Source organism: Methylobacterium sp. Leaf469 (genome assembly GCF_001424745.1).
Lineage (GTDB): Bacteria > Pseudomonadota > Alphaproteobacteria > Rhizobiales > Beijerinckiaceae > Methylobacterium.
In genome coordinates, this window is record NZ_LMRE01000023.1 from 62,254 (window position 1) to 83,902 (window position 21,649).

Annotated in this window: 22 protein-coding genes and 1 pseudogene; 16 read left to right on the top strand and 7 right to left on the bottom strand. The window is 68.5% G+C overall.

Annotation, left to right across the window (positions count from 1 at the left end; all coding sequences use genetic code 11):
• Positions 1 to 297: 297 nt before the first annotated feature.
• Positions 298 to 1,402, bottom strand: a pseudogene (locus tag ASG60_RS22735) (IS3 family transposase).
• Positions 1,403 to 1,536: 134 nt separating this feature from the next.
• On the opposite strand from ASG60_RS22735, the gene ASG60_RS11475 reads away from it, so the two are divergent.
• On the top strand, positions 1,537 to 1,764 hold the full coding sequence (locus tag ASG60_RS11475) for a hypothetical protein (protein ID WP_156398876.1): 228 nt from the start codon (positions 1,537 to 1,539) through the stop codon (positions 1,762 to 1,764).
• Positions 1,765 to 2,233: 469 nt separating this feature from the next.
• Here the strand turns inward: ASG60_RS11475 and ASG60_RS11480 are convergent, their stop codons facing one another.
• Entirely contained in the window at positions 2,234 to 2,452 is a 219-nt protein-coding gene (locus ASG60_RS11480) for a DUF465 domain-containing protein (RefSeq protein WP_056173172.1), read from the bottom strand.
• Positions 2,453 to 2,678: 226 nt separating this feature from the next.
• On the opposite strand from ASG60_RS11480, the gene ASG60_RS11485 reads away from it, so the two are divergent.
• From ASG60_RS11485 to ASG60_RS11515, 7 genes are all read left to right on the top strand, one after another.
• Positions 2,679 to 2,861, top strand: coding sequence for a DUF465 domain-containing protein (locus ASG60_RS11485; protein WP_056261054.1), 183 nt, complete (start codon positions 2,679 to 2,681; stop codon positions 2,859 to 2,861).
• A gap of 147 nt (positions 2,862 to 3,008) precedes the next feature.
• Entirely contained in the window at positions 3,009 to 4,958 is a 1,950-nt protein-coding gene (locus ASG60_RS11490; protein WP_056385677.1) for a propionyl-CoA synthetase, read from the top strand.
• 102 nt (positions 4,959 to 5,060) lie between these two features.
• Positions 5,061 to 6,179, top strand: a complete 1,119-nt coding sequence (locus tag ASG60_RS11495) for an NADH:flavin oxidoreductase/NADH oxidase (RefSeq protein WP_056173179.1) — start codon at positions 5,061 to 5,063, stop codon at positions 6,177 to 6,179.
• Positions 6,180 to 6,181: 2 nt separating this feature from the next.
• Entirely contained in the window at positions 6,182 to 6,538 is a 357-nt protein-coding gene (locus ASG60_RS11500; protein WP_056385679.1) for a hypothetical protein, read from the top strand.
• Between the two features lie 850 nt (positions 6,539 to 7,388).
• Positions 7,389 to 8,774 carry a chromosome partitioning protein ParA gene (locus ASG60_RS11505; protein ID WP_277996237.1) on the top strand — a complete coding sequence of 462 codons (1,386 nt, stop codon included), beginning with the start codon at positions 7,389 to 7,391 and terminating at the stop codon, positions 8,772 to 8,774.
• Positions 8,775 to 8,850: 76 nt separating this feature from the next.
• Complete coding sequence (locus ASG60_RS11510; RefSeq protein ID WP_056173188.1) at positions 8,851 to 9,330, top strand: hypothetical protein; 480 nt, start codon at positions 8,851 to 8,853, stop codon at positions 9,328 to 9,330.
• A gap of 62 nt (positions 9,331 to 9,392) precedes the next feature.
• Positions 9,393 to 9,866: a hypothetical protein gene (locus ASG60_RS11515; protein WP_210168493.1), complete on the top strand. Its 474-nt coding sequence runs from the start codon at positions 9,393 to 9,395 to the stop codon at positions 9,864 to 9,866.
• A gap of 23 nt (positions 9,867 to 9,889) precedes the next feature.
• Here ASG60_RS11515 and ASG60_RS11520 read toward each other — a convergent pair whose 3' ends face one another.
• Both ASG60_RS11520 and ASG60_RS11525 read right to left on the bottom strand, forming a co-directional pair.
• Positions 9,890 to 10,786 carry an alpha/beta hydrolase fold domain-containing protein gene (locus ASG60_RS11520; RefSeq protein WP_056385685.1) on the bottom strand — a complete coding sequence of 299 codons (897 nt, stop codon included), beginning with the start codon at positions 10,784 to 10,786 and terminating at the stop codon, positions 9,890 to 9,892.
• 22 nt (positions 10,787 to 10,808) lie between these two features.
• On the bottom strand, positions 10,809 to 11,603 hold the full coding sequence (locus ASG60_RS11525) for a phosphodiester glycosidase family protein (RefSeq protein ID WP_082531749.1): 795 nt from the start codon (positions 11,601 to 11,603) through the stop codon (positions 10,809 to 10,811).
• A gap of 209 nt (positions 11,604 to 11,812) precedes the next feature.
• Here ASG60_RS11525 and ASG60_RS11530 point away from each other — a divergent pair, with 209 nt between their 5' ends.
• Entirely contained in the window at positions 11,813 to 12,319 is a 507-nt protein-coding gene (locus ASG60_RS11530; protein ID WP_056385687.1) for a hypothetical protein, read from the top strand.
• Positions 12,320 to 12,376: 57 nt separating this feature from the next.
• On the opposite strand, the gene ASG60_RS11535 is transcribed toward ASG60_RS11530, so the two are convergent.
• The gene (locus ASG60_RS11535; RefSeq protein ID WP_056385689.1) at positions 12,377 to 12,772 is read right to left on the bottom strand and encodes a DUF4174 domain-containing protein; all 396 of its coding nucleotides are present in this window, start codon (positions 12,770 to 12,772) and stop codon (positions 12,377 to 12,379) included.
• Between the two features lie 125 nt (positions 12,773 to 12,897).
• On the opposite strand from ASG60_RS11535, the gene ASG60_RS11540 reads away from it, so the two are divergent.
• The 3 genes from ASG60_RS11540 to gyrA all read left to right on the top strand — a co-directional run bounded on the left by ASG60_RS11540 (position 12,898) and on the right by gyrA (position 17,814).
• The gene (locus tag ASG60_RS11540; protein ID WP_056385691.1) at positions 12,898 to 13,938 is read left to right on the top strand and encodes an NADP-dependent oxidoreductase; all 1,041 of its coding nucleotides are present in this window, start codon (positions 12,898 to 12,900) and stop codon (positions 13,936 to 13,938) included.
• Positions 13,939 to 14,152: 214 nt separating this feature from the next.
• Entirely contained in the window at positions 14,153 to 14,728 is a 576-nt protein-coding gene (gene ssb, locus ASG60_RS11545; RefSeq protein ID WP_056385693.1) for a single-stranded DNA-binding protein, read from the top strand.
• A 335-nt stretch (positions 14,729 to 15,063) separates the two neighbouring features.
• On the top strand, positions 15,064 to 17,814 hold the full coding sequence (gene gyrA / locus ASG60_RS11550; RefSeq protein WP_056261037.1) for a DNA gyrase subunit A: 2,751 nt from the start codon (positions 15,064 to 15,066) through the stop codon (positions 17,812 to 17,814).
• A gap of 108 nt (positions 17,815 to 17,922) precedes the next feature.
• Here the strand turns inward: gyrA and ASG60_RS11555 are convergent, their stop codons facing one another.
• Entirely contained in the window at positions 17,923 to 19,062 is a 1,140-nt protein-coding gene (locus ASG60_RS11555) for a GGDEF domain-containing protein (RefSeq protein ID WP_056385695.1), read from the bottom strand.
• A 123-nt stretch (positions 19,063 to 19,185) separates the two neighbouring features.
• Complete coding sequence (locus ASG60_RS23045) at positions 19,186 to 19,407, bottom strand: hypothetical protein (RefSeq protein WP_162244791.1); 222 nt, start codon at positions 19,405 to 19,407, stop codon at positions 19,186 to 19,188.
• A gap of 99 nt (positions 19,408 to 19,506) precedes the next feature.
• Here ASG60_RS23045 and coaD point away from each other — a divergent pair, with 99 nt between their 5' ends.
• The 4 genes from coaD to ASG60_RS11575 are packed head-to-tail and all read left to right on the top strand — an operon-like array spanning position 19,507 to position 21,602.
• Positions 19,507 to 20,007 carry a pantetheine-phosphate adenylyltransferase gene (gene coaD, locus ASG60_RS11560; RefSeq protein ID WP_056261033.1) on the top strand — a complete coding sequence of 167 codons (501 nt, stop codon included), beginning with the start codon at positions 19,507 to 19,509 and terminating at the stop codon, positions 20,005 to 20,007.
• A 44-nt stretch (positions 20,008 to 20,051) separates the two neighbouring features.
• A complete protein-coding gene (locus ASG60_RS11565) occupies positions 20,052 to 20,597 on the top strand; it encodes a peptidylprolyl isomerase (RefSeq protein ID WP_056174096.1) in 546 nt (181 codons plus the stop codon).
• A gap of 17 nt (positions 20,598 to 20,614) precedes the next feature.
• Complete coding sequence (locus ASG60_RS11570) at positions 20,615 to 21,139, top strand: hypothetical protein (protein WP_156398878.1); 525 nt, start codon at positions 20,615 to 20,617, stop codon at positions 21,137 to 21,139.
• 4 nt (positions 21,140 to 21,143) lie between these two features.
• Complete coding sequence (locus ASG60_RS11575) at positions 21,144 to 21,602, top strand: peptidylprolyl isomerase (protein WP_056173222.1); 459 nt, start codon at positions 21,144 to 21,146, stop codon at positions 21,600 to 21,602.
• The last annotated feature ends 47 nt before the right edge of the window (positions 21,603 to 21,649 follow it).

A 21,649-nucleotide genomic window follows, 5' to 3' on the forward strand; every position in this document is an offset into this window, starting at 1 on the left:
TCGAACAGTACAAAGCGGCACTAAGCCACAGAAACAAATCGCGAACAGGTTATGCGTTCCGGAAGTGTTCTGCAAGGGTTCTCAGGAAAGATACATTATGGAGAGGCCGGGCGAAATTGGCGATGAGCCTGTCATCGCCAATTGGCGGCAAACCGATAATATTGTTTATCATCAATTATTTAGCAGGGTTTGGATGCCCCCCCGCTGGTCCCTGCTTTGGCCTGCCCCCATGCGGTGGCCCAAGTTCGAAGTTAGTGCATCGTCGGTCTGGAGTTGACCCCGTTTGTGGTCCACGGCCTATGCAAGGTCTCGGGCTGTGACAGCTTGGTTGGCGAAGGCTCGGCGCGTCAAGCCGCCCAGGGCCGTGTGGGGTCGATCGTCGTTGTAGTGGCACCTCCAGTCCTCGATGCGGTCGCGGGCATCAGCCAGCGACAGGAACCACGAGGCGTTCAGGCATTCCGCTCGTAGGCGGCCGTTGAACGACTCGACGTAGGCGTTGTCGGTCGGCTTGCTCGGTCGTGAGAAGTCGATCTCGACCCCGTTCAGGTAGGCCCACTGGTCGAGCATGCGACCGGCGAACTCCGGCCCATTGTCGACCCGCAAGCTCTTGGGCCGTCCCCTCAGCTTGACCGAGGCGTCGAGCGCCTCGGTGACCTGGAAGGCGCGGAGGTTGGCTCTCGGTGTGAGCGAGAGCGCCTCTCGCGTGTGGCAATCGACGACCGTCAGGATCCGGAACGGACGCCCGTCGAACAGGCGGTCGGCCATGAAGTCCATGGCCCAGACCTCGTTGGGTCCACCGATCGCCGGTCGTCCCTGGCGATACCGCCAAGCCCGCTTGCGCTTGGGCAGCTTGGACCGGATCGACAGCCCTTCGTCGCGGGTTGTTCCGGTAGGTGCGCTTATGGTTCACCTCCCAGCCCTCCCGTCGCAACAGGATGTGCAGCCGCCGATAGCCGTAGCGCACCCGCGCCGCGGCCATTTCTTTCAACCGCATCCGCAGCGCGACCTGAGGGTCCGAGCACTTCCTGTAGCGCTGGGACGAACGGCCGAAGCCGGTGGCCTGGCAGGCCCGACGCTCACTGATGTCGTAGGTCACCCGCAAGTGACCGGGCGACTTCACGGCGAACGGCGGGCCTCACCACTGATCCTTGAGGACGTCCTGCAGCATCGAGCGGTCCAGCGTCAGGTCGGCGACCAGCCGCTTGAGCTTACCATTCTCGTCCTCCAGCTGCTTGAGCCGTCGGATCTCCGGCACGCCCATGCCGACGAACTGCTTCTTCCAGCGCTAAAACGTCGGCTCCGATACGCCCATCTTCCGGCAGACCTCGTCCACCGTCGCGCCGTTCTCCGCCTGCCGCAGGGCGAAGGCGATCTGTTCATTCGTGAAGCGTTTGCGAGGCATGGCATCCACCCTCCTTCAGGGTTCAGGATGCCCGAAAAACTTGCGCTCAGCGCGGACCAGTTTCTGGGTCAGCGTCACGTCGGAGCCTGAACACAGCCGTCACAGGGGTGGGTAATTACTAAGTGGTGGCGGCTATGATCCGAACCGACAACGAACTGATCGCCGAGCTTGAGGCGGTCATGCAGAGATTGCGGGAACTGGAACTGATCACTTCCAATATGGAACGCTTCTTCGAGGTCGGGGAATGGTTGCTGTGCTTTGAGGGTGCCTGGATGCTTGCGCGAGACGATCCTGATCATCCTTTGCAATCGGACAAATCGTATCTGGCGTTGGTAGCGTACTTCGCGGGCGAGATAGCGTGACAGGGTGCTCGCGAACGCACTGCGATCCCACCCTCGGTCTGCGGCATGGGTGATCGATGATCCGAGGCCCTTTCAGGCCGGATCAGCGAGCGTCGTGAGAACGCGATCCATTTAGAGCGCGTCCCCCTGCTGCGAGATCGCGAAGCTCGGCGTCGGCGTCTCGGGCGACCACGCGAACCCTCGGGTCTTAGGATCGTCCGTCCCCAGAAACCCACCCATGGGTGCCCGGGGGGATGGCGATCGTCAGTTGCGTTGAGAGGACGGTCAGGAGAAATTCGGTCCGCAGCGTCGCCCTCTTGGATCGTCCGCTTCCAAACTTCGACGCTCTGGGGCCAACAGTCTGCGAGGCAGCCGGTCGAGGCGCACGTCCAACCGGCGACGCTTGGCCTTCCCGTTCTCCGCGCGTGGATCTCGCGGGCCCTGCATAGCCCTCGCGTCATCCCGGTTCGGCGAAACCGGCCGGCCTGGGTCAGGCGATGATGTCCGGCGTGATCTGGTCTTCGATGTAGGAGATCCGGTCGCGCAAGGAGAGCTTGCGCTTCTTGAGGCGCTGGATCTGGAGCTGGTCGCCGGCGACGCTCAGTTCGAGGGCGTCGATGGCGCCGTCGAGGTCGCGGTGCTCCTGCTTGAGCCGCTCCAGCTCGTCGGCGAACGCCGTCGGTTCGTCGTCGTTCAACGCACTCGCCATCGCACCCTGTAGCCCCGGGATTCCCGTGCTCCGACCATGCGGCACCGCTCCGCCGACGGCAAGAACCCCCGGCGCGGCCTGCACAGGCAAGGTCTCACAGGAGCCGATTAACCACGCCCGAGGCCGGTCCGGAAAAACCCGCAAGCCTGGCCGCCAATAGCCTTCGACAGCCGGCTTCACATATGTCAGTCTCCGATTCGTCGAAACGAGACAGGAGAAGACACTCATGTCACTGCAGACGCACCTGACCCAGCTCGCCCGGAAGCACGAAGCCCTCGAGCGGGAGATCCACGACGCCAAGCACAGTCCCTCGGCGAACGACCTGCGCATCGCAGAACTCAAGAGAAAGAAACTCCTTCTCAAGGACGAGATGAACCGGCTTCGAAGCGACACCGATTCGCTGCACTGAGCCCGTACAGGCCCAAATTTTTCTCTGAGCGTTCGCCGCCGCCCCTGGTCTCCAGGGCGGCGGTTCTCGTTTGCGGGAAGCCCGCCGTCCCGCATAAGGTCCGGCTCAAGCCGGCGACCACGACCGGTCCGACGACCGGAGGATTCGATGGACGCCCCCGCCAACGCCCGGCCCGGCAACGCCGCCTATTCCGAGATCCACGCCGCCTCCCTCGCCGACCCCGAGGCGTTCTGGCTCGCTGCGGCGCAGGCCCTCGACTGGGCGAGCCCGCCGACCCGTGCCTTCGACGCATCGGCCGGGGCCTGCGGCCGCTGGTTCCCCGACGGACGCCTCAACGCCTGCCACAACGCCGTGGACCGCCACGTCGCGGCCGGTCGCGGCACGCAGGCGGCGATCCGGTACGATTCGCCCGTCACCGGCACCCGCCGCACCATTACGTACGCGGACCTGCTCGACGAGGTGGCGACCCTCGCCGGGCTCCTGGCCGCGTGCGGGGTGGGCCCCGGCGACCGTGTGGTGATCTACATGCCGATGGTGCCCGAAGCGCTGTTCGGTATGCTCGCCTGCGCCCGCCTCGGGGCCGTCCATTCCGTGGTGTTCGGGGGATTCGCCGCCAACGAACTCGCCATCCGCATCACCGACGCCACGCCCAAGGTGGTGCTCGCGGCCTCGTGTGGGATCGAGCCGAACCGCGTCGTCGCCTACAAGCCGCTGCTCGATGCCGCCATCGCGGCGTCGTCGCACACGCCGCATGCCTGCCTGATCCTGCAGCGCCCGCAAGCGGAGGCGACCCTGGTGCCGGGGCGCGACCGGGACTGGGCCGAGGCCGTCGCGACCGCCAGGGCGGCGGGCCTCCGGGCGGCCTGCACGCCGGTGGCGGCCACGGACCCGCTCTACATCCTCTACACCTCGGGCACGACGGGCAAGCCGAAGGGCGTGGTGCGGGACACCGGCGGCTACTGCACGGCGCTGGCCTGGACCATGCCCAACCTCTACGACGTGGCGCCCGGCGAGACCTATTTCTGCGCCTCCGACATCGGCTGGGTGGTGGGGCATTCCTACATCGTCTACGGCCCGCTGCTGCACGGCTGCACCACGATCCTGTACGAGGGCAAGCCCGTCGGCACCCCCGATGCCGGCGCCCTGTGGCGGGTGGTGTCGGAATACGGCGCCGCCTGCCTGTTCACGGCGCCCACGGCCCTCCGGGCGATCAAGAAGGACGATCCGCGGGCCGAGCGCGTGCGGGACCACGACCTCTCCCGCTTCCGCAGCCTGTTCCTCGCAGGCGAGCGGGCCGACCCGGATTCCGTCGCCTGGGCCGAGCGGGCGCTCGATCGCCCCGTCATCGACCATTGGTGGCAGACGGAGACGGGCTGGGCCATCGCGGGCAATCCGCTGGGTGTCGGCCTGCTGCCGGTCAAGCACGGCAGCGCCTGCGTGCCGATGCCGGGCTACGACCTCGCCGTGCTTGACGAGGCGGGACGTCCGGTGCCGGAGGGCACCATGGGCACCATCGCGCTGAAGCTCCCCCTGCCGCCCGGCTGCCTGCCGACCCTGTGGGGAGCGGACGACCGCTTCCGCACGAGCTACCTCACCACATATCCGGGCTGGTACGACACCTCGGACGCGGGCGTGGTCGATGCCGACGGCTACGTCACGGTGCTGGGGCGCACGGACGACATCATCAACGTCGCCGGCCACCGCCTGTCCACGGGCGGGATGGAGGCGGTGCTGGCCGCGCACCCCGATGTGGCCGAATGCGCCGTCATCGGCATCCGCGACGCCCTGAAGGGCGAGCAGCCCTGCGGCTTCGTGGTGCTGAAATCCGGCGTCGACCGCGACCCCGGTGTCATCGAGACGGAGCTCGTCGCCCTGGTGCGCGAGCGCATAGGCCCCGTCGCCGCCTTCAAGCTGGCGCTGACGGTCGCGCGCCTCCCCAAGACGCGCTCCGGAAAAATCCTGCGCGGCACCATGAAGCGCATCGCCGACGGCGAACCCTGGACCCTGCCGCCGACCATCGACGACGCCGGCACCCTCGACGAGATCGACGCGAGCCTCCGGGAGCGTGGCTTGGTGTCCGACGGGCAGACACCCTGACGGGCAGATGCCCCGGGGGATACGGGCCCCTCCCGGGGGCGGAACCCTAGCGGGCGCCGCGGGGTTCGGCCAAAAGCACGGGACCGCCCGGGAGAGCCACGCATGACCGTCCGCCTGTTCGAGCCCCTGCGCCTCGATGACCTCGAAATCGAGAACCGCATCATCGTGGCGCCCATGTGCCAGTACTCGGCCCATGCCGGTCAGGCGGGCGACTGGCACCTCATGCATCTGGGGCAGATGGCGCAGTCCGGCGCCGGGCTCCTGACCCTGGAGGCGACGGCAATCTCCCCCGAGGCGAGGATCTCGCCGACCGACCTCGGCCTCTACTCCGATGCGACGGAACTGGCGCTGGGACGCGTCCTCGATTCCATCCGGGCCTCCGCGCCGATCCCCCTGGCGATCCAGATCAACCACGCCGGCCGCAAGGCCTCGAGCCACGCCCCCTGGGACGGCGGCGCCCAGATCGCACCGGACGCCCCCGACGGCTGGCGTACGGAAGCACCCTCGGCGGTGGCCCACGGCGCCGACGAGGTGCCGCCACACGCCCTCGATGCGGAGGGGCTGAAGCGCATCCGCGACGGCTTCGTCGCCACCGCGCGGCGCGCGCTCAGGCTCGGGATCGACGGGTTCGAGCTGCACGGGGCGCACGGCTACCTGCTGCACCAGTTCCTCTCGCCCCTATCGAACCGGCGGACCGACCAGTACGGCGGCGATCTGGCCAACCGGATGCGGTTTCCACTGGAATGCTTCGAGGCCGTGCGCGACGCCGTGCCGGCGGGCAAACCCGTGTGGATGCGCGTCTCGGCCACCGACTGGGTCGAGGGCGGCTGGACCGTGGAGGAGACCGTGGAACTCACCCACGCCCTCAAGCGCCGGGGTGCGGCCGCCATCCACGTCTCCACGGGCGGCCTCTCGACGGAGCAGAAAATCCCCCTGTCGGCCGGCTATCAGGTGCCGTTCGCCGAGCGGATCAAGGCCGAGACCGGGCTGACCACCATCGCGGTCGGGCTGATCACCGAGGCGGCCCACGCCGAATCGATCCTCGCCGCGGGCCAGGCCGACGCCGTCTCGCTCGCCCGCGCGTTGCTCTACAACCCGCGCTGGCCCTGGCACGCGGCGGCCGAACTCGGCGCGAAGGTGCGGGCGCCCAAGCAATATTGGCGCTCCCAGCCGCGCCAGTACAAAGACCTGTTCCACGAGACCCGTCACGGACAACGCTGAGCATGGACGACGACATCACCACCTTCTCGGTCCAGCGCGTCCGCTACGACGAGGAGAACGGCATCTGCCTCATCTCCGGCGCCGACGACGAGGAGGAGCCGGCGGGCTACTTCATCATCCAGATCGAGAAGGGCGACCCCGACGGTCCCCTCATCGAGATCTTCGGCGAGGACCTGACCCAGGCGGACGGCGTCGAAGCCTTGCAGATCGGCCTGCGCTCCCTGCAGTTCACCTTCGACCCGAAAAGCCTCATCGGTGCGGAGATGCCGATGGTGCGTATCGAGTCGCAGACCGAGATTCCCGAACGGGCGCGGACGCGGTTGGCGGTGGCGTTCGGCAAGCGCGCCAAGCGGGCGTGAGCCGGGTTTCGGCGAATCGGCTTTGCAAGACGGCCGCGCAGGAGAAACGCGATGGCACCGGTCAGGGACCGGGCCGCGCTCGTCGGTCGCGTGAAGAGACCGCCCTTGTTGTAGGAGAGAACCGCGCGCCGGCGCACAGGCGGGGCGTTCGAGGCGAGGCCCGCGTCTCCTCTGGTACGTCCTCGGCGGCGCAGTCCGCAAGCGACCGACCGAATTTGGGTGGTCCGCCGTCAGGATCGAGGATTGGAACGACGGCAAGCGATTTTGAAACGCGCAGGCAACGGCCGTCCGTTGCCGCGACCAAACCGAATTCCCGGGAAGCGTTCGTCATACGTTCGGAACGAAAGGCGTTCGCGCGTGGCAGACCAGTCCTCCCGCGCCCTGCAGCCAGGAATGTGAGGGTGGCACCATGCCTTCGTCGTGGGCGCCCCGCTCCGGCCACGCACCCGACGCCGAGCTTTCACCTCGCGAGCTCCCCCCTCGACAGATCCGTGGCGCGCTGAGTCGAAACAGTTCATCGCCGGTCGGAAGTATCGCCAACAATTTTTCGTGAGGTTCCGTGATGAGGGACACACGCGAAGTGAGCTGTCGGCTCTGAGGACACACCTAAAAATTTCGTTAATTCGAACGCCGATATCACGTTGACGGCACCTTCGAGTTGTATGCATCTACAGACAGACATGACGACGGACCATCGAAAATGAACTGGTCGCTCTTTGGAAAATCCAAAGCTTTGAAGAACGATGGCAGAAGCATCGATTTTCGTAGCGCCAGCGATTCCGAGATAGAGGATGTCGAGGACGCCTCGCACGAGACTTCGCAGCGATCGGCTCAGCCCATCCCTTTTCTGATGAAGAACGATAAAGATTTTTCCATCGACTCCGTCGGACAGAAATCGGAAATCATTCGGTTCCGGATTTCCGAGATGTCGGACCGCCTCGAAGATCTCCGGTCCTTGAAGGACGATTTCGCCTCGATCCTCGAGCCGATCATCGAGATCACGGATGAACTGCCCAAGGCGAAGATTCGAATCTCCGAGATCGAAGCGCTTCTCGCCCTTGAACAGGCGAACACCTCCGGGATGCGGCGCGAGTTGGCCGACAGGGCGGAACGGCTCGTCGATGTCACCAACAACTTCTCCGCGGCCACCATCCAGTTGCAGCACCTCGAGGCCAGCCTTCGGGACCGGGATACGACGGGCGAGGAATTGCGCGTCGGCTTGCGCGACAAGACGCTCGTCGCCGAGAATCTCGAGCGGCAACTCCATGCAGAAACCGAGCAGACCCGGGCGCTCCAGGGTGAAAGCAAGGCCCTGCGGAGCGAGGCGAAGGCTCTCGATCAGGCACTGGCCCGTTCCGAGAGCGAACTCCAGGATATCCGCGAGACCCGCAGCCTGCTGGAGCAGGACAATCAGCGCCTGCAGGCCCTGAGCGAGAACCAAGTCGTTCGCATCGAGGAGCTTGCCGTTCGCGCCCAGGACTCCGAAACGCAGCTCGAACTGTCCCGGACGGGGCTTCGAAACCTCGAACAGCAGCTGTCGAATGCCGTCGCGGCGGCGCAGAAGGCCGATGTCCAGTACGAGACCGAGATCGCCGCCCACCGGACCGAGCGCACCACCCTGGCGATGCGGCTCGAAGCCGCCACGAGCCGCCTCGGAACCACGGACCAGATGCTTCAGCAGGTCCGCAATCAATTGCGCGACCGTGACGAGGCCGGCCGGGTGGCGGAGCGGGGTCTCAAGGAATCGTCCATCGAGCGGCTGACCCTGGAGCGCCGCCTGGAGAGTACGCAGGCCGACCTCGCGCGACAGACCGAGCGCTTCCTGGAGATGCAGCGCCTGCGCTCCGAACTCGATCACCGGTGCGAGATGTTCGCCAAGGCCATCGCGGCGAAGGACGCGGCCCTCGATCAGGCGACCGGTCGGGTCGCGAGCCTCATGGAGCGCAGCGAGCAGCTCGTGCATCGCCAGGAGGCCGAGCGTGCGGATTTCGAGACCGTCAATCACCGCCTCGTCGAGGAACTCCAGCACGAGCGCTCCGAGCGCAAGATGGCGCAGGGGGCCCTCGACATCGCCCGCGAAAGCCGCGTCTCCCTTCAGAAACAGCACGACATGCTGAAGCGCGCGACGCGTTCGTATGGGGCGGACGAAACGGGATCACGGGCCGAGACGGCGCCGGCGGCACCGCAGGAAGCGAACAACGTCCGGCCGTTCATGCCGGTCGAGAAGTCGACCTGACCCTCCTGCGAATCGGAACGATCGGTGCCGTCACCGTGCGGCGGACAACGACACGACATTCGGTGGAAAGCGGACGATGACCGAGAACGCCCTGCGCGACCGAGAGACCTCGTCCGCCGCTGCCGCCGCCTGGCTCATGCGGGGACGGGCGGAGAGCATGCCCGTCCTGGTTCAGGACGTGGTCCCGCAAAACTTCATCCCGTCGCATCCGACCCACGAGGCAGTACCGATGGACGAGGTGGCGAAGCCGGACAAGCGCAACTGGTCGTCGACCCTCGACCTCATCCACGAGGCGACCACGGCGATCCGCATCAGCGAGGAGCGTGCGACGGAGCTGGAACTCGAACTGCAGCGCACCGTGACGCAGGCCATCGAGCGCGAGCGCTTCCTCGAGCAGAAGATCGCCGCCACGGAGGCGCGCGCCGAGCTCGCCGAAGGTCGGGCGAAAGAGGCCGAGGAGTGGCTGAACCGGCTTCACGAGGCGGTGGTCAGCGGATTCACCCGGGCGTCGTCGGAATCCGCGCAGCCCGACGTTCAACGCTCGTCCGTCGCGTAGCCCGTGCCATGGCGTCCTCCTCGCGGCTGATCGAACCCGCACAGCATTCCCAGCCGTTCCCCGTGGGCGGCCGACGTGTGTCCCATGCGCTGGTCCTCTACGAGCCCGCGCAAGAGGCCGAGTGCGACGGGGCCAGAACCCTGCGCCTGGTCGAGCAGGCCGTCGAATCCATGCAGGCCCTGCGTGAGCGGGCGGACTACATCACGGCCCAGGCCCACGATCTGATCCGGCTGACGAACCTCGAACGGGCACAGGTCGAGACCGAATTGCGCAAGGTGCGCGAGGACAAGGCGGCCGTCGAGCGGCAGATGCGGGACGCCGAGCAGGCCCTGGCGCGGGCGAACCTGCGCCTGCGGGAAGCCGAACTCGGGCGGCGGGAAGCCCAGGTGGCGGCGCGGGAGGCCGAGACCCGGGCCGTCGACGCCGAAGCCCGGGCCGTCGACGCCGAACTTCGGGAGCAGGGGCTCGCCTCCTACCTGAAGAAGATCAGCGCGTTCCTCCAGGTGCGGCTCGCCGTGGCCGAGAGAGAAGCCTGAGGCCGACTGGACCCGGCCAGCGCTCAATCCCACAGCACCCGCTCGACGAAGCCGGCGATCCAATCTTGCGCCGCCCGCGCCTCCGGCAGAACGCTGAGGATCGGGTATACGTGCATCAACCCCGGCTCCTCGTGATAGATCACTTCGCAGCCCGTGCGTGCGGCGAGGCGGCGGGCGTCGGTGACGAGGATGTCGTGACCGCCGCAGAACATCAGGATCGGCGGCATGCCCGCAAAGGAGCCGAAGAGCGGGCTGACGCGGGGGTCGGTGACGGGCAGGGCGCCGGCGTACCAGCGGCCGGCCGCGCGGGCGCCGGGGCGCATCAGCATCACGTCGCGGGGTTCGATCGCGGCCTGCTCCGGATCGCTCAGGGTGACGTCGAGCCAGGGTGAGATGAGGACGAGGCCGCCCGGCGCGGGCAGGCCCGCCGCCACCGCCTGCTGGGCTAGCGCCAGGGCCAAGCCGCCGCCGGCCGAATCGCCCATGACGATCACCCGGCCCATAGGGTCACCGGCGACCAGGTTGCGGTAGAGTGCGAGGGCGAACGGGATCGTCTCGGCGCAGGTGTGGGCGGGCGCGAGGGGATAGAGCGGCACCACCACCCGCACTCCGAGGCGCTCGGCGAGGCGGGCGACGAACCACCAATGAATTCGGGTGATCGGCGCGGCGTAGGCGCCGCCGTGGAAGTAGATCACCGTGCAGGACGGCGCCCGCCCGCGCGGCATGACGGTGTAGACGGCGTGGCCGTCCTGCTGCGTCTGCCCGACGTCGAGGCGGCGGCGCAGGGTGCGCGGGGGGAGGGCGGGCTTCGGATCGAAACCGAGGAATTCCCGCGGCGTCACGTCGGCACGGGCGAACTTGCGCCGACCGCCCGTGAGGCGAATGAGCAGCGCGAGGGCGTGGGCGGCGAGGCTCGGCACGACGGATCGCGTCTCCGCCCGCCTACCGCGTCACTGCACCGACCATCGGCCCGAGGGGCCGACTGAGGTCGGAGCGGTTCATGGACGGCGCGTAGAGGCTCGACACGCTGCCGTCGAGGAACAGGGCGTTGCGGCAGCCGAGCGCATCCTTGAACAGGCGCGCGAAGGCGCCGAAGCTCACGGGGCGCTCGGAGATGGCGAACACGGCAGTGCGGCCGTCGTCGCGCACGCCGACGCCGTTGCGGATCTTCTGACTCGGCCCGTCGCTGGAGATCTTGGGGTGGATGTGGCCGTCCACCACCAGCATCGGCCCCGATTGCGTGGCGAAATCGGGCTTCGGGTTGACGCGCAGATAGCGGGTGGTGTCGAGGACGCCGGCGCGGTCGCCCTTCACGTAGAAGATGCCGTTGGGCTTGAGGTGGAAGTTGCCCGGGCCGTTGGCGGTGGACACGCCCTTCAGCTCGCGCCCCTCCTCGACGTAGAGGCCGACCGGGGCCTGATCCTTGTCGTACATGCCGGCATTCATGGCGAAGCGCAGGGACGGGCCCTGCCTGTCGCCAAGGGTCGAGAGCGACGAGTAGGGCTGGCCGTCGGCGCCGCGCCAGAACAGCCGAACCTTCTCGCGGCGCAGATCGACGGTGCAGACCGTGTAGGTCTCGCCCTCGGCCTGGACCGGCCTGCACGGCGCGGCGGCGGGGGTCGAAGCGGGGGCGGGGGCGGCGGAGACCGAAGCCGTGCAGGCCAGGAATGCGGCGAGGGCCGGAGCGAGACATCGCCGCGTCCGGACGGCGGCATCCTGAAGGGCGAGACCGTGCATCGCGAAACCCTTGCGGCCGGGAGGAGAGCCGGGACGCGCTTCCTCGCCCGAAAGCGGCACGGTTTTCAAGTCGCCCGGCGCGCCGATTGGCCAGGCGGGGCGTGCGCCTTCACGATTGCGGCAAAACGGATCGCTCGCTGAACCGTTGCAGGGCGTTCCGCGTTCCTGTGCCGTTGGGGGACGCAACGGTATCTCTCGGAGAGTGTGAGATGAAACGAGTTGTTCTGGCCTCGGCGGCGATGATCGGCGCCCTCGCGATGATCCCGGCGACGGCGGAGGCCCGCGGTTTCCACGGCGGCGGGTTCCACGGTGGCGGTTTCGGCGGCGGTGGCTTCCGCGGGGGCTTCGGAGGCGGAGGCTTCCGGGGCGGGTTCGGTGGGTATCGCGGCGTCGGTTTCGGCGGCTACCGCGGTGGCTTCGGCGGTTATCGCGGCGGGTTCTACGGGCATCGCGGCGGGTTCTACGACGGTCGTGGGTTCGGACGCGGCTACGGCTACGGGCTCGGGGGCCTCGGCCTCGGTGTGGGCCTCGGCCTCGCGGCGGGCGGTCTCTACGGCGGCTACGGCCCGGGTTACGGCTACGGCTACGGTGGCGGATACGCCCCGGTGGGCTACGGTGCCTACGACGTCGGCTACGGCGGCGGCTGCTACACGGTCCCGCGCGTGCGCTGGACGCCTTACGGCTACCGCCGGGTGCTGGTCGAACGCTGCTACTGAGCACAGAGACCCTGTCGCGACACAGGGGGCTGCCTGCGGGCAGTCCCCTTCTTCGTTTCAGCGCCCCATCTCGTCCCGCCGCATCGGCATGGCGTCGATGGTGGCGAACAGGGTCTTGGCGGGCAGCGGCATCGCGCTGTCGAGCTTCGTCCCCCCGTCCTTGCCGACGAGCACCACCCGGAACGACGCATCGGGGAGGCTCAGACGGGCGCGCAGGCCCCGTGCCTCGGCGGTGGTGCCGACCGCCTCCAGCACCACGAGATCGCGGTCGCGCACCCCGTCCGGTACCGCCGCCAGGAGCGCGCGCTGGCGCATCAGGTGCGGATCGTCCGGCCCGGGGGCCGACATCACCACCACGCGGGCCTTCCAGCGATAGGCCGCCAGGGGATTCTCGGCCGCCCTCGCGCCGCCGCTCGCCAGCACCATCCCCATCAGCACCAGCCCCCGAACCATCGCGCGTTCCTCGTCTGCACGTCCGTACCTACCCATCCGTCAACGCGCGAGGACCCGATTTGCCTTCCCCGCCCGGGGCCCCATCTGCCGAACCTCGGGACAGCGTTCACGATCGGAGATTGCCCATGACCCAATTGACCAACCCGACCGCCACCACCGTCAACCGCCGCATCGTCCTGGCCGCCCGTCCGCACGGCGAGCCGAACGAGAGCCATTTCCGCCTGGAGGAGGGCCGGGTGCCGACGCCGCGCGACGGCGAGGTGCTTTTGGCCAACCGCATCCTGTCCCTCGATCCGTACATGCGCGGGCGCATGAGCGCGGCCAAGTCCTACGCCGAGCCGGTGGCCATCGGCGACACCATGGTGGGCGCCACGGTGGCGGAGGTGGTCGCCTCGCACCATCCCGATTTTTCCGTCGGCGAGACCGTGGTGGGCTTCGGCGGCTGGCAGGATTTCACCACCTCGGACGGCAGGGGCCTGCGCAAGCTCGACCCCGCCGCGGCGCCCGTGAGCACCGCGCTCGGCGTTCTCGGCATGCCGGGCATGACCGCCTATACGGGCCTCCTCAACATCGGCGCCCCGAAGCCCGGCGAGACCGTTGTGGTGGCCGCCGCCACGGGGCCCGTCGGCTCCCTCGTCGGACAGATCGCCAAGCGCAAGGGCGCGCGCGCCGTCGGCATCGCCGGAGGTCCCGAGAAATGCGCCTACCTGCGCGACGTTCTCGGCTTCGACGCGGCCCTCGACCACCGCGCCGACGATTTCGCCGACGCCCTCGCGGCGGCCTGCCCGGACGGCATCGACGTGTATTTCGAGAATGTCGGCGGCGCGGTGTTCGACGCGGTGCTGCCCTTGCTCAACACCTTCGCGCGCATTCCCGTCTGCGGCCTCGTCTCGGGCTACAGCGCCACGGACCTGCCGCCCGGCCCCGACCGCATCCCGCTCCTCATGCGGGCGGTGCTGTCGAAGCGGCTGCACCTCCAGGGCTTCATCGTCTGGGACTTCGCCGATCAGGAGGCCGAGTTCCTGCGCGAGGTCGGCGGCTGGCTCCGCGAGGGGAGCATCGTCCACCGGGAGGACATCGTCGATGGCCTGGAGAACGCCCCGACCGCCTTCGCGGGACTTCTGAAGGGCCGCAACTTCGGTAAGCTGCTGGTGCGAATCGCCTGAGTCGGTCCCTCCGAATCTTGCCGACGCATGAGAACGAATGTAGAACATCAGTGACGCGGCGGAACCCCCGTGAGTCACGGGGACAACCCGCCCGCGATGATTGCCGGGGCCTTCGGGACAGCCCATGACAGGCGGCGTCGAGTGCGGTTCGGCTCGTCACCGGGCCGGGCAGCGCTTCGGCGCGCGGTGAGATCGATCGAGAGGAGAGAGCGGCATGGCCGGCAGCGTGAACAAGGTGATTCTGGTGGGCAATCTCGGGCGCGATCCCGAGACGCGACGCCTCGCTTCCGGCGATCCCGTAGTCAACCTGCGCATCGCCACATCGGAGTCCTGGAAGGACAAGATGTCGGGCGAGCGCAAGGAAAAGACCGAGTGGCACGCGGTGGTGATCTACAACGAGAACCTCGCCCGCGTCGCCGAGCAGTACCTGCGCAAGGGCTCCAAGGTCTACATCGAGGGCCAGCTCCAGACCCGCAAGTGGGCCGACCAGTCCGGCGTCGAAAAGTACACCACCGAGGTGGTGCTGCAGCGCTTCCGCGGTGAACTCACCCTGCTGGACGGCCGCTCCGGCGGCGCCGGCGGCGAGATGGGCGCCGACGAGGAGGGCGGCGGCCAGATCAGCCGCGGCGGCGATTACGGCGGCGGCGGGGATTTCGGCGGCGGTGGCGGCGGTGGCCGCGCCTCCGGCGGCGCTCGTCCCTCCGGCGGCGGCGACCGCCGCCCGGCCCCGTCGAGCGGCGGTGGCGGCTCCAAGCCGAACTACGACCTCGACGACGACATCCCGTTCTAGGTCTTTTACGAAGAGGGCGCGGCACCGGACGGGGCCGCGCTGTCTTCGATTCCACGGGTGGAAACCCCTCCGCCCGGGCGACACCGTCGGGGCCCGGGACGAGGCCGCGCCCGTGCACACAAGCCGTTGCGGGTCCACGGCTTTCCCGTGCGCGCAAGGCGACGCTCTGTGGCGAGGGCCGGACGGATCGGGTATACGGGGCGGTGAGGCCGGTCGAGGCCGGTTCGCCCAGGCGAGCCGAGACGACGATCCGGCACCCCAAAAGTTCCCCGTGAGGGGTCGTCGTCCATCGACGCCCCGCGCTTCGGGCGCCCACCCGGCAGAGATCCAGAGCCTTGGCAGAGAACGACATTCCTGGCGCCGGAGCGCCCCCCGCCTCCGACATCAAGCCCGTATCCATCGTCGACGAGATGCGCCGGTCCTATCTCGATTACGCCATGAGCGTGATCGTGAGCCGGGCGCTGCCCGATGCCCGCGACGGGCTCAAGCCCGTGCACCGGCGCATCCTGTACTCGGCCTACGAGAGCGGGCACCTGCCCGAGCGCAAGTATGTCAAGTCGGCCCGCATCGTCGGCGACGTCATCGGTCTCTATCACCCGCACGGCGACCAATCGATCTACGACGCCCTGGTGCGCATGGCGCAGGACTTCTCGATGCGGCTCATGCTCATCGACGGGCAGGGCAATTTCGGCTCCGTCGACGGCGATCCGCCGGCGGCCATGCGCTACACCGAATCGCGCCTCGCCAAGCCCGCCAACGCGCTCCTGGCCGATATCGACAAGAACACCGTCGATTTCCAGCCGAACTACGACGAGTCGCGTGAAGAGCCGACGGTCCTTCCCGCCCGCTTCCCGAACCTGCTCGCCAACGGCGCCGGCGGCATCGCGGTGGGCATGGCCACCAACATCCCGCCGCACAACCTCGGGGAACTCATCGACGCCTGCGTCGCGCTCATCGACGATCCGGGCCTGTCCATCGAGGGACTGACCGAGATCGTCCCCGGCCCCGACTTTCCCACCGGCGGCTCGATCCTCGGCCGGGCCGGCACGCGCCAGGCCTACGCCACGGGGCGCGGCTCCATCATCATGCGGGCCAAGTCCCACGTGGAGGAACTGCGCAAGGAGCGCGAGGCCCTGATCTTCACCGAGATCCCGTATCAGGTGAACAAGGCGACGCTCATGGAGAAAATCGCCGAGCTGGTGAAGGAGAAGCGCGTCGAGGGCATCTCGGATCTGCGCGACGAGTCCGACCGCGACGGCATGCGCATCGTCGTCGAGATCAAGCGCGATGCCATGGCGGACGTGGTGCTGAACCAGCTCTACCGGTTCACGCCCCTGCAATCGTCGTTCGGCTGCAACATGGTCGCCCTCAACGGCGGCCGCCCAGAGTTGATGAACCTCAAGGACCTGCTCCAGGCCTTCGTGGACTTTCGCGAAGAGGTGGTGTCCCGGCGGACCAAGTTCCTGCTCAACAAGGCCCGCGAGCGCGCCCACGTCCTGTGCGGCCTCGCCATCGCGGTCGCCAACATCGACGAGGTGATCCGCCTCATCCGGACCTCGCCCGATCCGAACTCCGCCCGCGAGGCCCTCATGGGCCGCGACTGGCCGGCCAAGGACATCGCGCCCCTCATCGCGCTGGTGGACGACCCGCGTCATCGCATCAACGACGACGACAGCTACCGCCTGTCCGACGTGCAGGCCCGCGCCATCCTCGACCTGCGCCTGCAGCGCCTCACGGCGCTCGGCCGCGACGAGATCGGCGACGAGTTGCAGAAGCTCGCCGACGAGATCGCCGACTACCTCGACATCCTGCGCTCGCGCCCGCGCATCATGGGCATCGTCAAGGACGAGCTGGCGGAAGTCCGCGAATCCTTCGCCACGCCGCGCCGGACGGTGATCCTCGACTGGGATTCCAACGTCGAGGACGAGGACCTGATCCAGCGCGAGGACATGGTGGTGACCGTGTCCCATGCGGGCTACGTCAAGCGCGTGCCGCTCTCGACCTACCGGGCCCAGCGTCGGGGCGGCAAGGGACGCTCAGGGATGGCGACCCGCGACGAAGATTTCGTCACCCGCCTGTTCGTCGCCAACACCCACACGCCGATCCTGTTCTTCTCGAACATGGGTCAGGTCTACAAGGAAAAGGTCTGGCGCCTGCCCATGGCGGCGCCGAACGCCCGCGGCAAGGCCCTCGTCAACATCCTCGCCATGGATGCGGGCACCGAGCGCATCACCACCATCATGCCGCTGCCCGAGGACGAGGCGTCGTGGGAGACCCTCGACGTGATGTTCGCCACCGCCAGCGGCGGAGTGCGGCGCAACAAGCTCTCGGACTTCGTGCAGGTGAACCGCGCCGGCAAGATCGCCATGAAGCTCGATGAGGGCGACCACATCGTCCACGTGGAGATCTGCCGGGCCGACCAGAACGTGCTCCTCACCTCCAAGGACGGGCAGTGCATCCGCTTCCCCGTGGAGGACGTGCGGGTGTTCAAGGGGCGCGATTCCACCGGCGTGCGCGGCATCAGCCTCGCCAAGGACGATCGCGTCATCTCCATGACGATCCTCAACTCCTTCGAGGCCAGCCCCGAGGAGCGAGCCGGCTACCTCAAGATGCGCCGGGCCGTCATCGGCGACGGCACGGAAGGCGAAGAGGCGAGCACGGAGGCAGAAGAAGGCGTCCAGGAGGCGAGTGCGATCTCCCTCGAGCGCTACAACGAGATGGGCGCCCACGAGCAGTTCGTGCTGACACTGTCCGAGCGCGGCTTCGGCAAGCGTAGCTCGTCGTTCGAGTACCGTACCTCCGGACGCGGCGGCAAAGGCATCACGGCCATGCGGGTCAACGCCCGCAACGGCACCCTGGTGGCCTCCTTCCCGGTGCAGCCCTCGGACCAGATCATGCTGGTCACCGATGCGGGCCAGCTCATCCGCGTGCCCGTGGACGACATCCGCATCGTCGGGCGCGCCTCGCAGGGCGTCACGGTGTTCAACACCGAGAAGACCGAGCGCGTGGTCTCGGTGGAGCACATCGAGGGCGAGGACGAGGCGGGCGACGCCCCCGGCGAGATCACGGGCGAAGCCGCACTGTGATCGCCCGGCCCCCGTCGTCACGGCGACGGGGGCCCGCGACGGGTTCGGGACCCGTCGGGATGGCGGGGATGCGGCCTCGGGGGCAGGAAGGCGGACGTCGGTGTGGGCTCAGGCCGCCCTGCGCGGGGAGGCGAGGGTGCAGCGGGCCTTGCCCCGCGCCTTCGCCTCGTAGAGCGCCGCGTCGGCGGCGGAGACCAGGCTCGCGAGACCGGTGCCGTCCTGGGGCGACGCGGCGATGCCGATGCTGACTCCGATGGTCGCCGTGCGGTCGCGCCCGAGGCCGTACGGTACCGAGATGCGCGCCGCGAGCCGCTCGCCGAACGTGATCAGCGCCTCCGGGGCGAGCGCATCGGCGAGGACCACGAACTCGTCGCCGCCGAGCCGCGCGATGACGTCGTGCGGTCCCACCGCCTGTCGCAGGCGATCGGCAACGGCTTGCAGGAGCTGGTCGCCCATGCCGTGGCCGTAGGTGTCGTTGACGGCCTTGAACCCGTCGAGGTCGAGGTAGAACAGGGCCGTCGGGCGATCCTGCCGCCCCGCCATGGCGTCCGCGAGGCCGAACCGGTTCGCCAACCCCGTCAGGCTGTCGTGCTGCGCCCGGAACGCGTTCTCGCGTTCGGCCCGCATGGTGGCGACCAGCATCTTGTTGAGCCGGAAGCCGGCCGCACTCATGCTGGCGAGATAGAACGGAATCTGCAGGAAGGTGATCAGCAGGACCGGCTCGCCGGTGAACGGCGCGCCGAGGCAGCACGAGCCGAGGGTCAGCACGATCATCGCGCCGGCGAGGCGGGGCGCGCCGAAGTTGCGGAACGAGATGCCGCCGACCATGGCGGCGGCCGAGAGGCACGCGAGGGTCGCCACTACCCAATCCCCGCTGGTGAGGCTGATCAGGGTGCCGTAGCCGACGCTCGCCGCCCAGGCGAGGCCGAGGAGGATGTAGAGGTCCGTGGGGGTTTCGCCCCCCCTGGCCGCCGCCCGCCGGGCCTGAACCAACACGACGAGCCGCACGAGGCAGATGACGCATTCGAGAACGCACCAGACCACGAAGTGCGGCTGCGGGATCCGGACGGCGACCAGCATCGACACCGTCAGGGTGTTCAGGACGCCCCCGGCGAAGATCGGAAGCGTGCCGAACAGGCTCGCGATGAGGGCGGCGCGGATCTCGTCCGGAACGTCGCGCCCCGCATCGGTGAGCCACCGCGTGACGCGCCAACGGGGCAGGCTGAACTGCAGGGGATCGTTGCGCATGGAGCGACTCGGCGGCGGTGGGACGGCCCGCGGGCGGCGAAACCGGGGTCCGCCGTCCACGACTCTCCTGCGGCTCACCGGGTGCTGGCCGCGCTTCACCGCTCGCATGTGTTGGGTTAACATTCACACCACGAGGTATAGACGATCGTGCGGATTCGCACCCTCGGCAGTCGATCCCGCGCGTCGGAACGTCTGCGAAGACGAATGCGGCAGCCTGATCATGCCGTTCGCATGCGAGACCGGCGCACCGGCATGGGGCAATAGGCTGATCCGCGACCGGGTCGCACCCGATAGCCATCCGACATCCATCGGCAGTTCGCGAACATCCGACGAGGTCTTGGTCACGGCCGATCCGGTTGAACCGCACCCGCTTGGACGGCCTCGCCCACCGATCGACCGGGCCCTGGTTCCGTTCGGGCGAAAAATGCTCTACCCCGGGCCGCGATGATCCGCACCGCGCTCTACGCCGGCTCCTTCGACCCGGTCACCAACGGACACCTCGACGTGATTCGTCAGGCGTGCCGGCTCGTGCAGCACCTCGTCATCGCCATCGGGGTGCATCCGGGCAAGGCCCCGATGTTCACCGCCGAAGAGCGGGCCGACCTCCTGCGCGACACCTGCACGCCGCTGGCGGAGGCGGAGAATGCGCGCCTGGAGATCGTCGCCTTCGACGACCTCGCCGTCACCGCCGCCCGGCGCCACGGCGCCACCCTGTTCATCCGGGGCCTGCGCGACGGCACCGACCTCGACTACGAGATGCAGCTCGCCGGCATGAACGGCGCGATGGCGCCGGAAGTCCAGACGGTATTCCTGCCGGCCTCCACCGGCGTCCGCCCCATCACCGCGACCCTGGTCCGCCAGATCGCCGCCATGGGCGGCGACGTCTCGCCCTTCGTGCCGGCCCTGGTGGCCGAGCGCCTGGCACGACGTTTCGCCGGATCCTGATCCTGTTTCGCCTGAAGAGAGAACACCCGCTCATGAACTTCGGAATCAATCGCCGGATCGCCCTCCTGGCCGTCGCCGCCCTCCTCGGCACGGCGCCCGCGGCGCTGGCGGCGGACGAGAACACCGTGTTCCTCGACACCAAGGACGGTCGCGTCACCATCGAGCTGCGCCCGGATCTGGCGCCGAAGCACGTCGCGCAGATCAAGACCCTGATAAAGCAGGGCTTCTACAACGGCCTCAAGTTCCACCGCGTCATGGACGGCTTCATGGCCCAGACCGGCGACCCGAAGGGCAACGGCACCGGCGGTTCGAGCCTGCCCAACATCCCGGCCGAGTTCTCGCAGACCCCCTTCCGCCGCGGCACCCTCGGCATGGCGCGTTCGTCCGAGCCGAATTCGGCCAATTCGCAGTTCTTCATCTGCCTCGGCGATGCGCCGTTCCTCAACGGCCAGTACACCGTCGTGGGTCTCGTCTCGTCCGGCATGGACGCCGTCGACAAGATCAAGAAGGCGGCCCCCGGTGCCGCCGGCGGCGCCGTGCAGGATCCCGACAAGATCGTGAAGATGCAGTTGGCCCAGGGCGCGAAGTAATCCGGGGGGCGCGGGGCTTGGCGGGCGTCGGCAGCGTCTGGGGGGTCTCCGCCCTCGCGCTCGCGCTGCCCCTCGGCCCCGTCGGGGCGGAGTCGGCGCCGTCGACGGGCCCGCTGACCCTGCCCGAGCCCCTCAGGGGCACCGTGCAGGTCCCATCCCGGCACGGCACAACCTCGAACGGCATGACCGAGAATGGAATGGCGCAGGCCCCCGACGGCAAGCGCCTCGACACCCTCAGGGATCTCTATCCCGCGCTCGCCGCCTGCTGGATCGTGCCGGAAGGCCTCGCCCGCTTCGAGCGCACGGAGATCACCGCCCGGTTCGCCCTTCGCCGGGACGGATCGGTCATCGGAACCCCGCGCGTCACCTTCGCGACGGAGGCTGGCGACGGGCGGGCGCGTGCCCTGCTGGCGGAGGCCGCCGTATCGGCGATCCGGCGCTGCACGCCCGCGCGGGTCACGGCCGCCCTCGGGGCGGCCATCGCGGGGCGCCCCATCGCGCTCCGTTTCATCCATCACGGACCCAGAGGACAAGGAATCTAGACCCATGGCAGACACCGAGACCCTCACCCTCGAGACCACCAAGGGCCGCGTCGTCATCGGGCTCCGCCCCGACCTCGCCCCCAACCACGTCGAGCGCCTGAAGACCCTCGCGGCCCAGGGCTTCTACGACGGCGTGCCGTTCCACCGCGTCATCGACGGCTTCATGGCCCAGACCGGCGATCCCACGGGCACGGGCTCGGGCGGCTCGGACCTCCCGGACCTCAATGCCGAGTTCAACGCCGAGCCGCACGTGCGCGGCACCTGCTCCATGGCCCGCACCAACTTCCCGCACTCGGCCAATTCGCAGTTCTTCATCTGCTTCGGCGACGCCCGCTTCCTCGACAAGCAGTACACCGTCTGGGGCAAGGTGACGGAGGGCATGGACATCGTCGACACCCTCAACAAGGGCGAGCCGCCGCGCTCCCCCGACAAGATCGTCAAGGCGACCGTCTCGGCCGCCTGAACCCGACGGGTTCCGCATCGGGGAGGGTCCGCGCGCCAGGCGTGCGG

What these genes read in the sequence shown, in the direction of transcription:
- ASG60_RS11475 (WP_156398876.1), top strand. Translation starts at nt 1,537, where the DNA reads ATGATCCGAACCGACAACGAACTGATCGCCGAGCTTGAGGCGGTCATG.
- ASG60_RS11480 (WP_056173172.1), bottom strand. Translation starts at nt 2,452, where the DNA reads ATGGCGAGTGCGTTGAACGACGACGAACCGACGGCGTTCGCCGACGAG.
- ASG60_RS11485 (WP_056261054.1), top strand. Translation starts at nt 2,679, where the DNA reads ATGTCACTGCAGACGCACCTGACCCAGCTCGCCCGGAAGCACGAAGCC.
- ASG60_RS11490 (WP_056385677.1), top strand. Translation starts at nt 3,009, where the DNA reads ATGGACGCCCCCGCCAACGCCCGGCCCGGCAACGCCGCCTATTCCGAG.
- ASG60_RS11495 (WP_056173179.1), top strand. Translation starts at nt 5,061, where the DNA reads ATGACCGTCCGCCTGTTCGAGCCCCTGCGCCTCGATGACCTCGAAATC.
- ASG60_RS11500 (WP_056385679.1), top strand. Translation starts at nt 6,182, where the DNA reads ATGGACGACGACATCACCACCTTCTCGGTCCAGCGCGTCCGCTACGAC.
- ASG60_RS11505 (WP_277996237.1), top strand. Translation starts at nt 7,389, where the DNA reads ATGAAGAACGATAAAGATTTTTCCATCGACTCCGTCGGACAGAAATCG.
- ASG60_RS11510 (WP_056173188.1), top strand. Translation starts at nt 8,851, where the DNA reads ATGACCGAGAACGCCCTGCGCGACCGAGAGACCTCGTCCGCCGCTGCC.
- ASG60_RS11525 (WP_082531749.1), bottom strand. Translation starts at nt 11,603, where the DNA reads ATGCACGGTCTCGCCCTTCAGGATGCCGCCGTCCGGACGCGGCGATGT.
- ASG60_RS11530 (WP_056385687.1), top strand. Translation starts at nt 11,813, where the DNA reads ATGAAACGAGTTGTTCTGGCCTCGGCGGCGATGATCGGCGCCCTCGCG.
- ASG60_RS11535 (WP_056385689.1), bottom strand. Translation starts at nt 12,772, where the DNA reads ATGGTTCGGGGGCTGGTGCTGATGGGGATGGTGCTGGCGAGCGGCGGC.
- ASG60_RS11540 (WP_056385691.1), top strand. Translation starts at nt 12,898, where the DNA reads ATGACCCAATTGACCAACCCGACCGCCACCACCGTCAACCGCCGCATC.
- ssb (WP_056385693.1), top strand. Translation starts at nt 14,153, where the DNA reads ATGGCCGGCAGCGTGAACAAGGTGATTCTGGTGGGCAATCTCGGGCGC.
- ASG60_RS11555 (WP_056385695.1), bottom strand. Translation starts at nt 19,062, where the DNA reads ATGCGCAACGATCCCCTGCAGTTCAGCCTGCCCCGTTGGCGCGTCACG.
- coaD (WP_056261033.1), top strand. Translation starts at nt 19,507, where the DNA reads ATGATCCGCACCGCGCTCTACGCCGGCTCCTTCGACCCGGTCACCAAC.
- ASG60_RS11575 (WP_056173222.1), top strand. Translation starts at nt 21,144, where the DNA reads ATGGCAGACACCGAGACCCTCACCCTCGAGACCACCAAGGGCCGCGTC.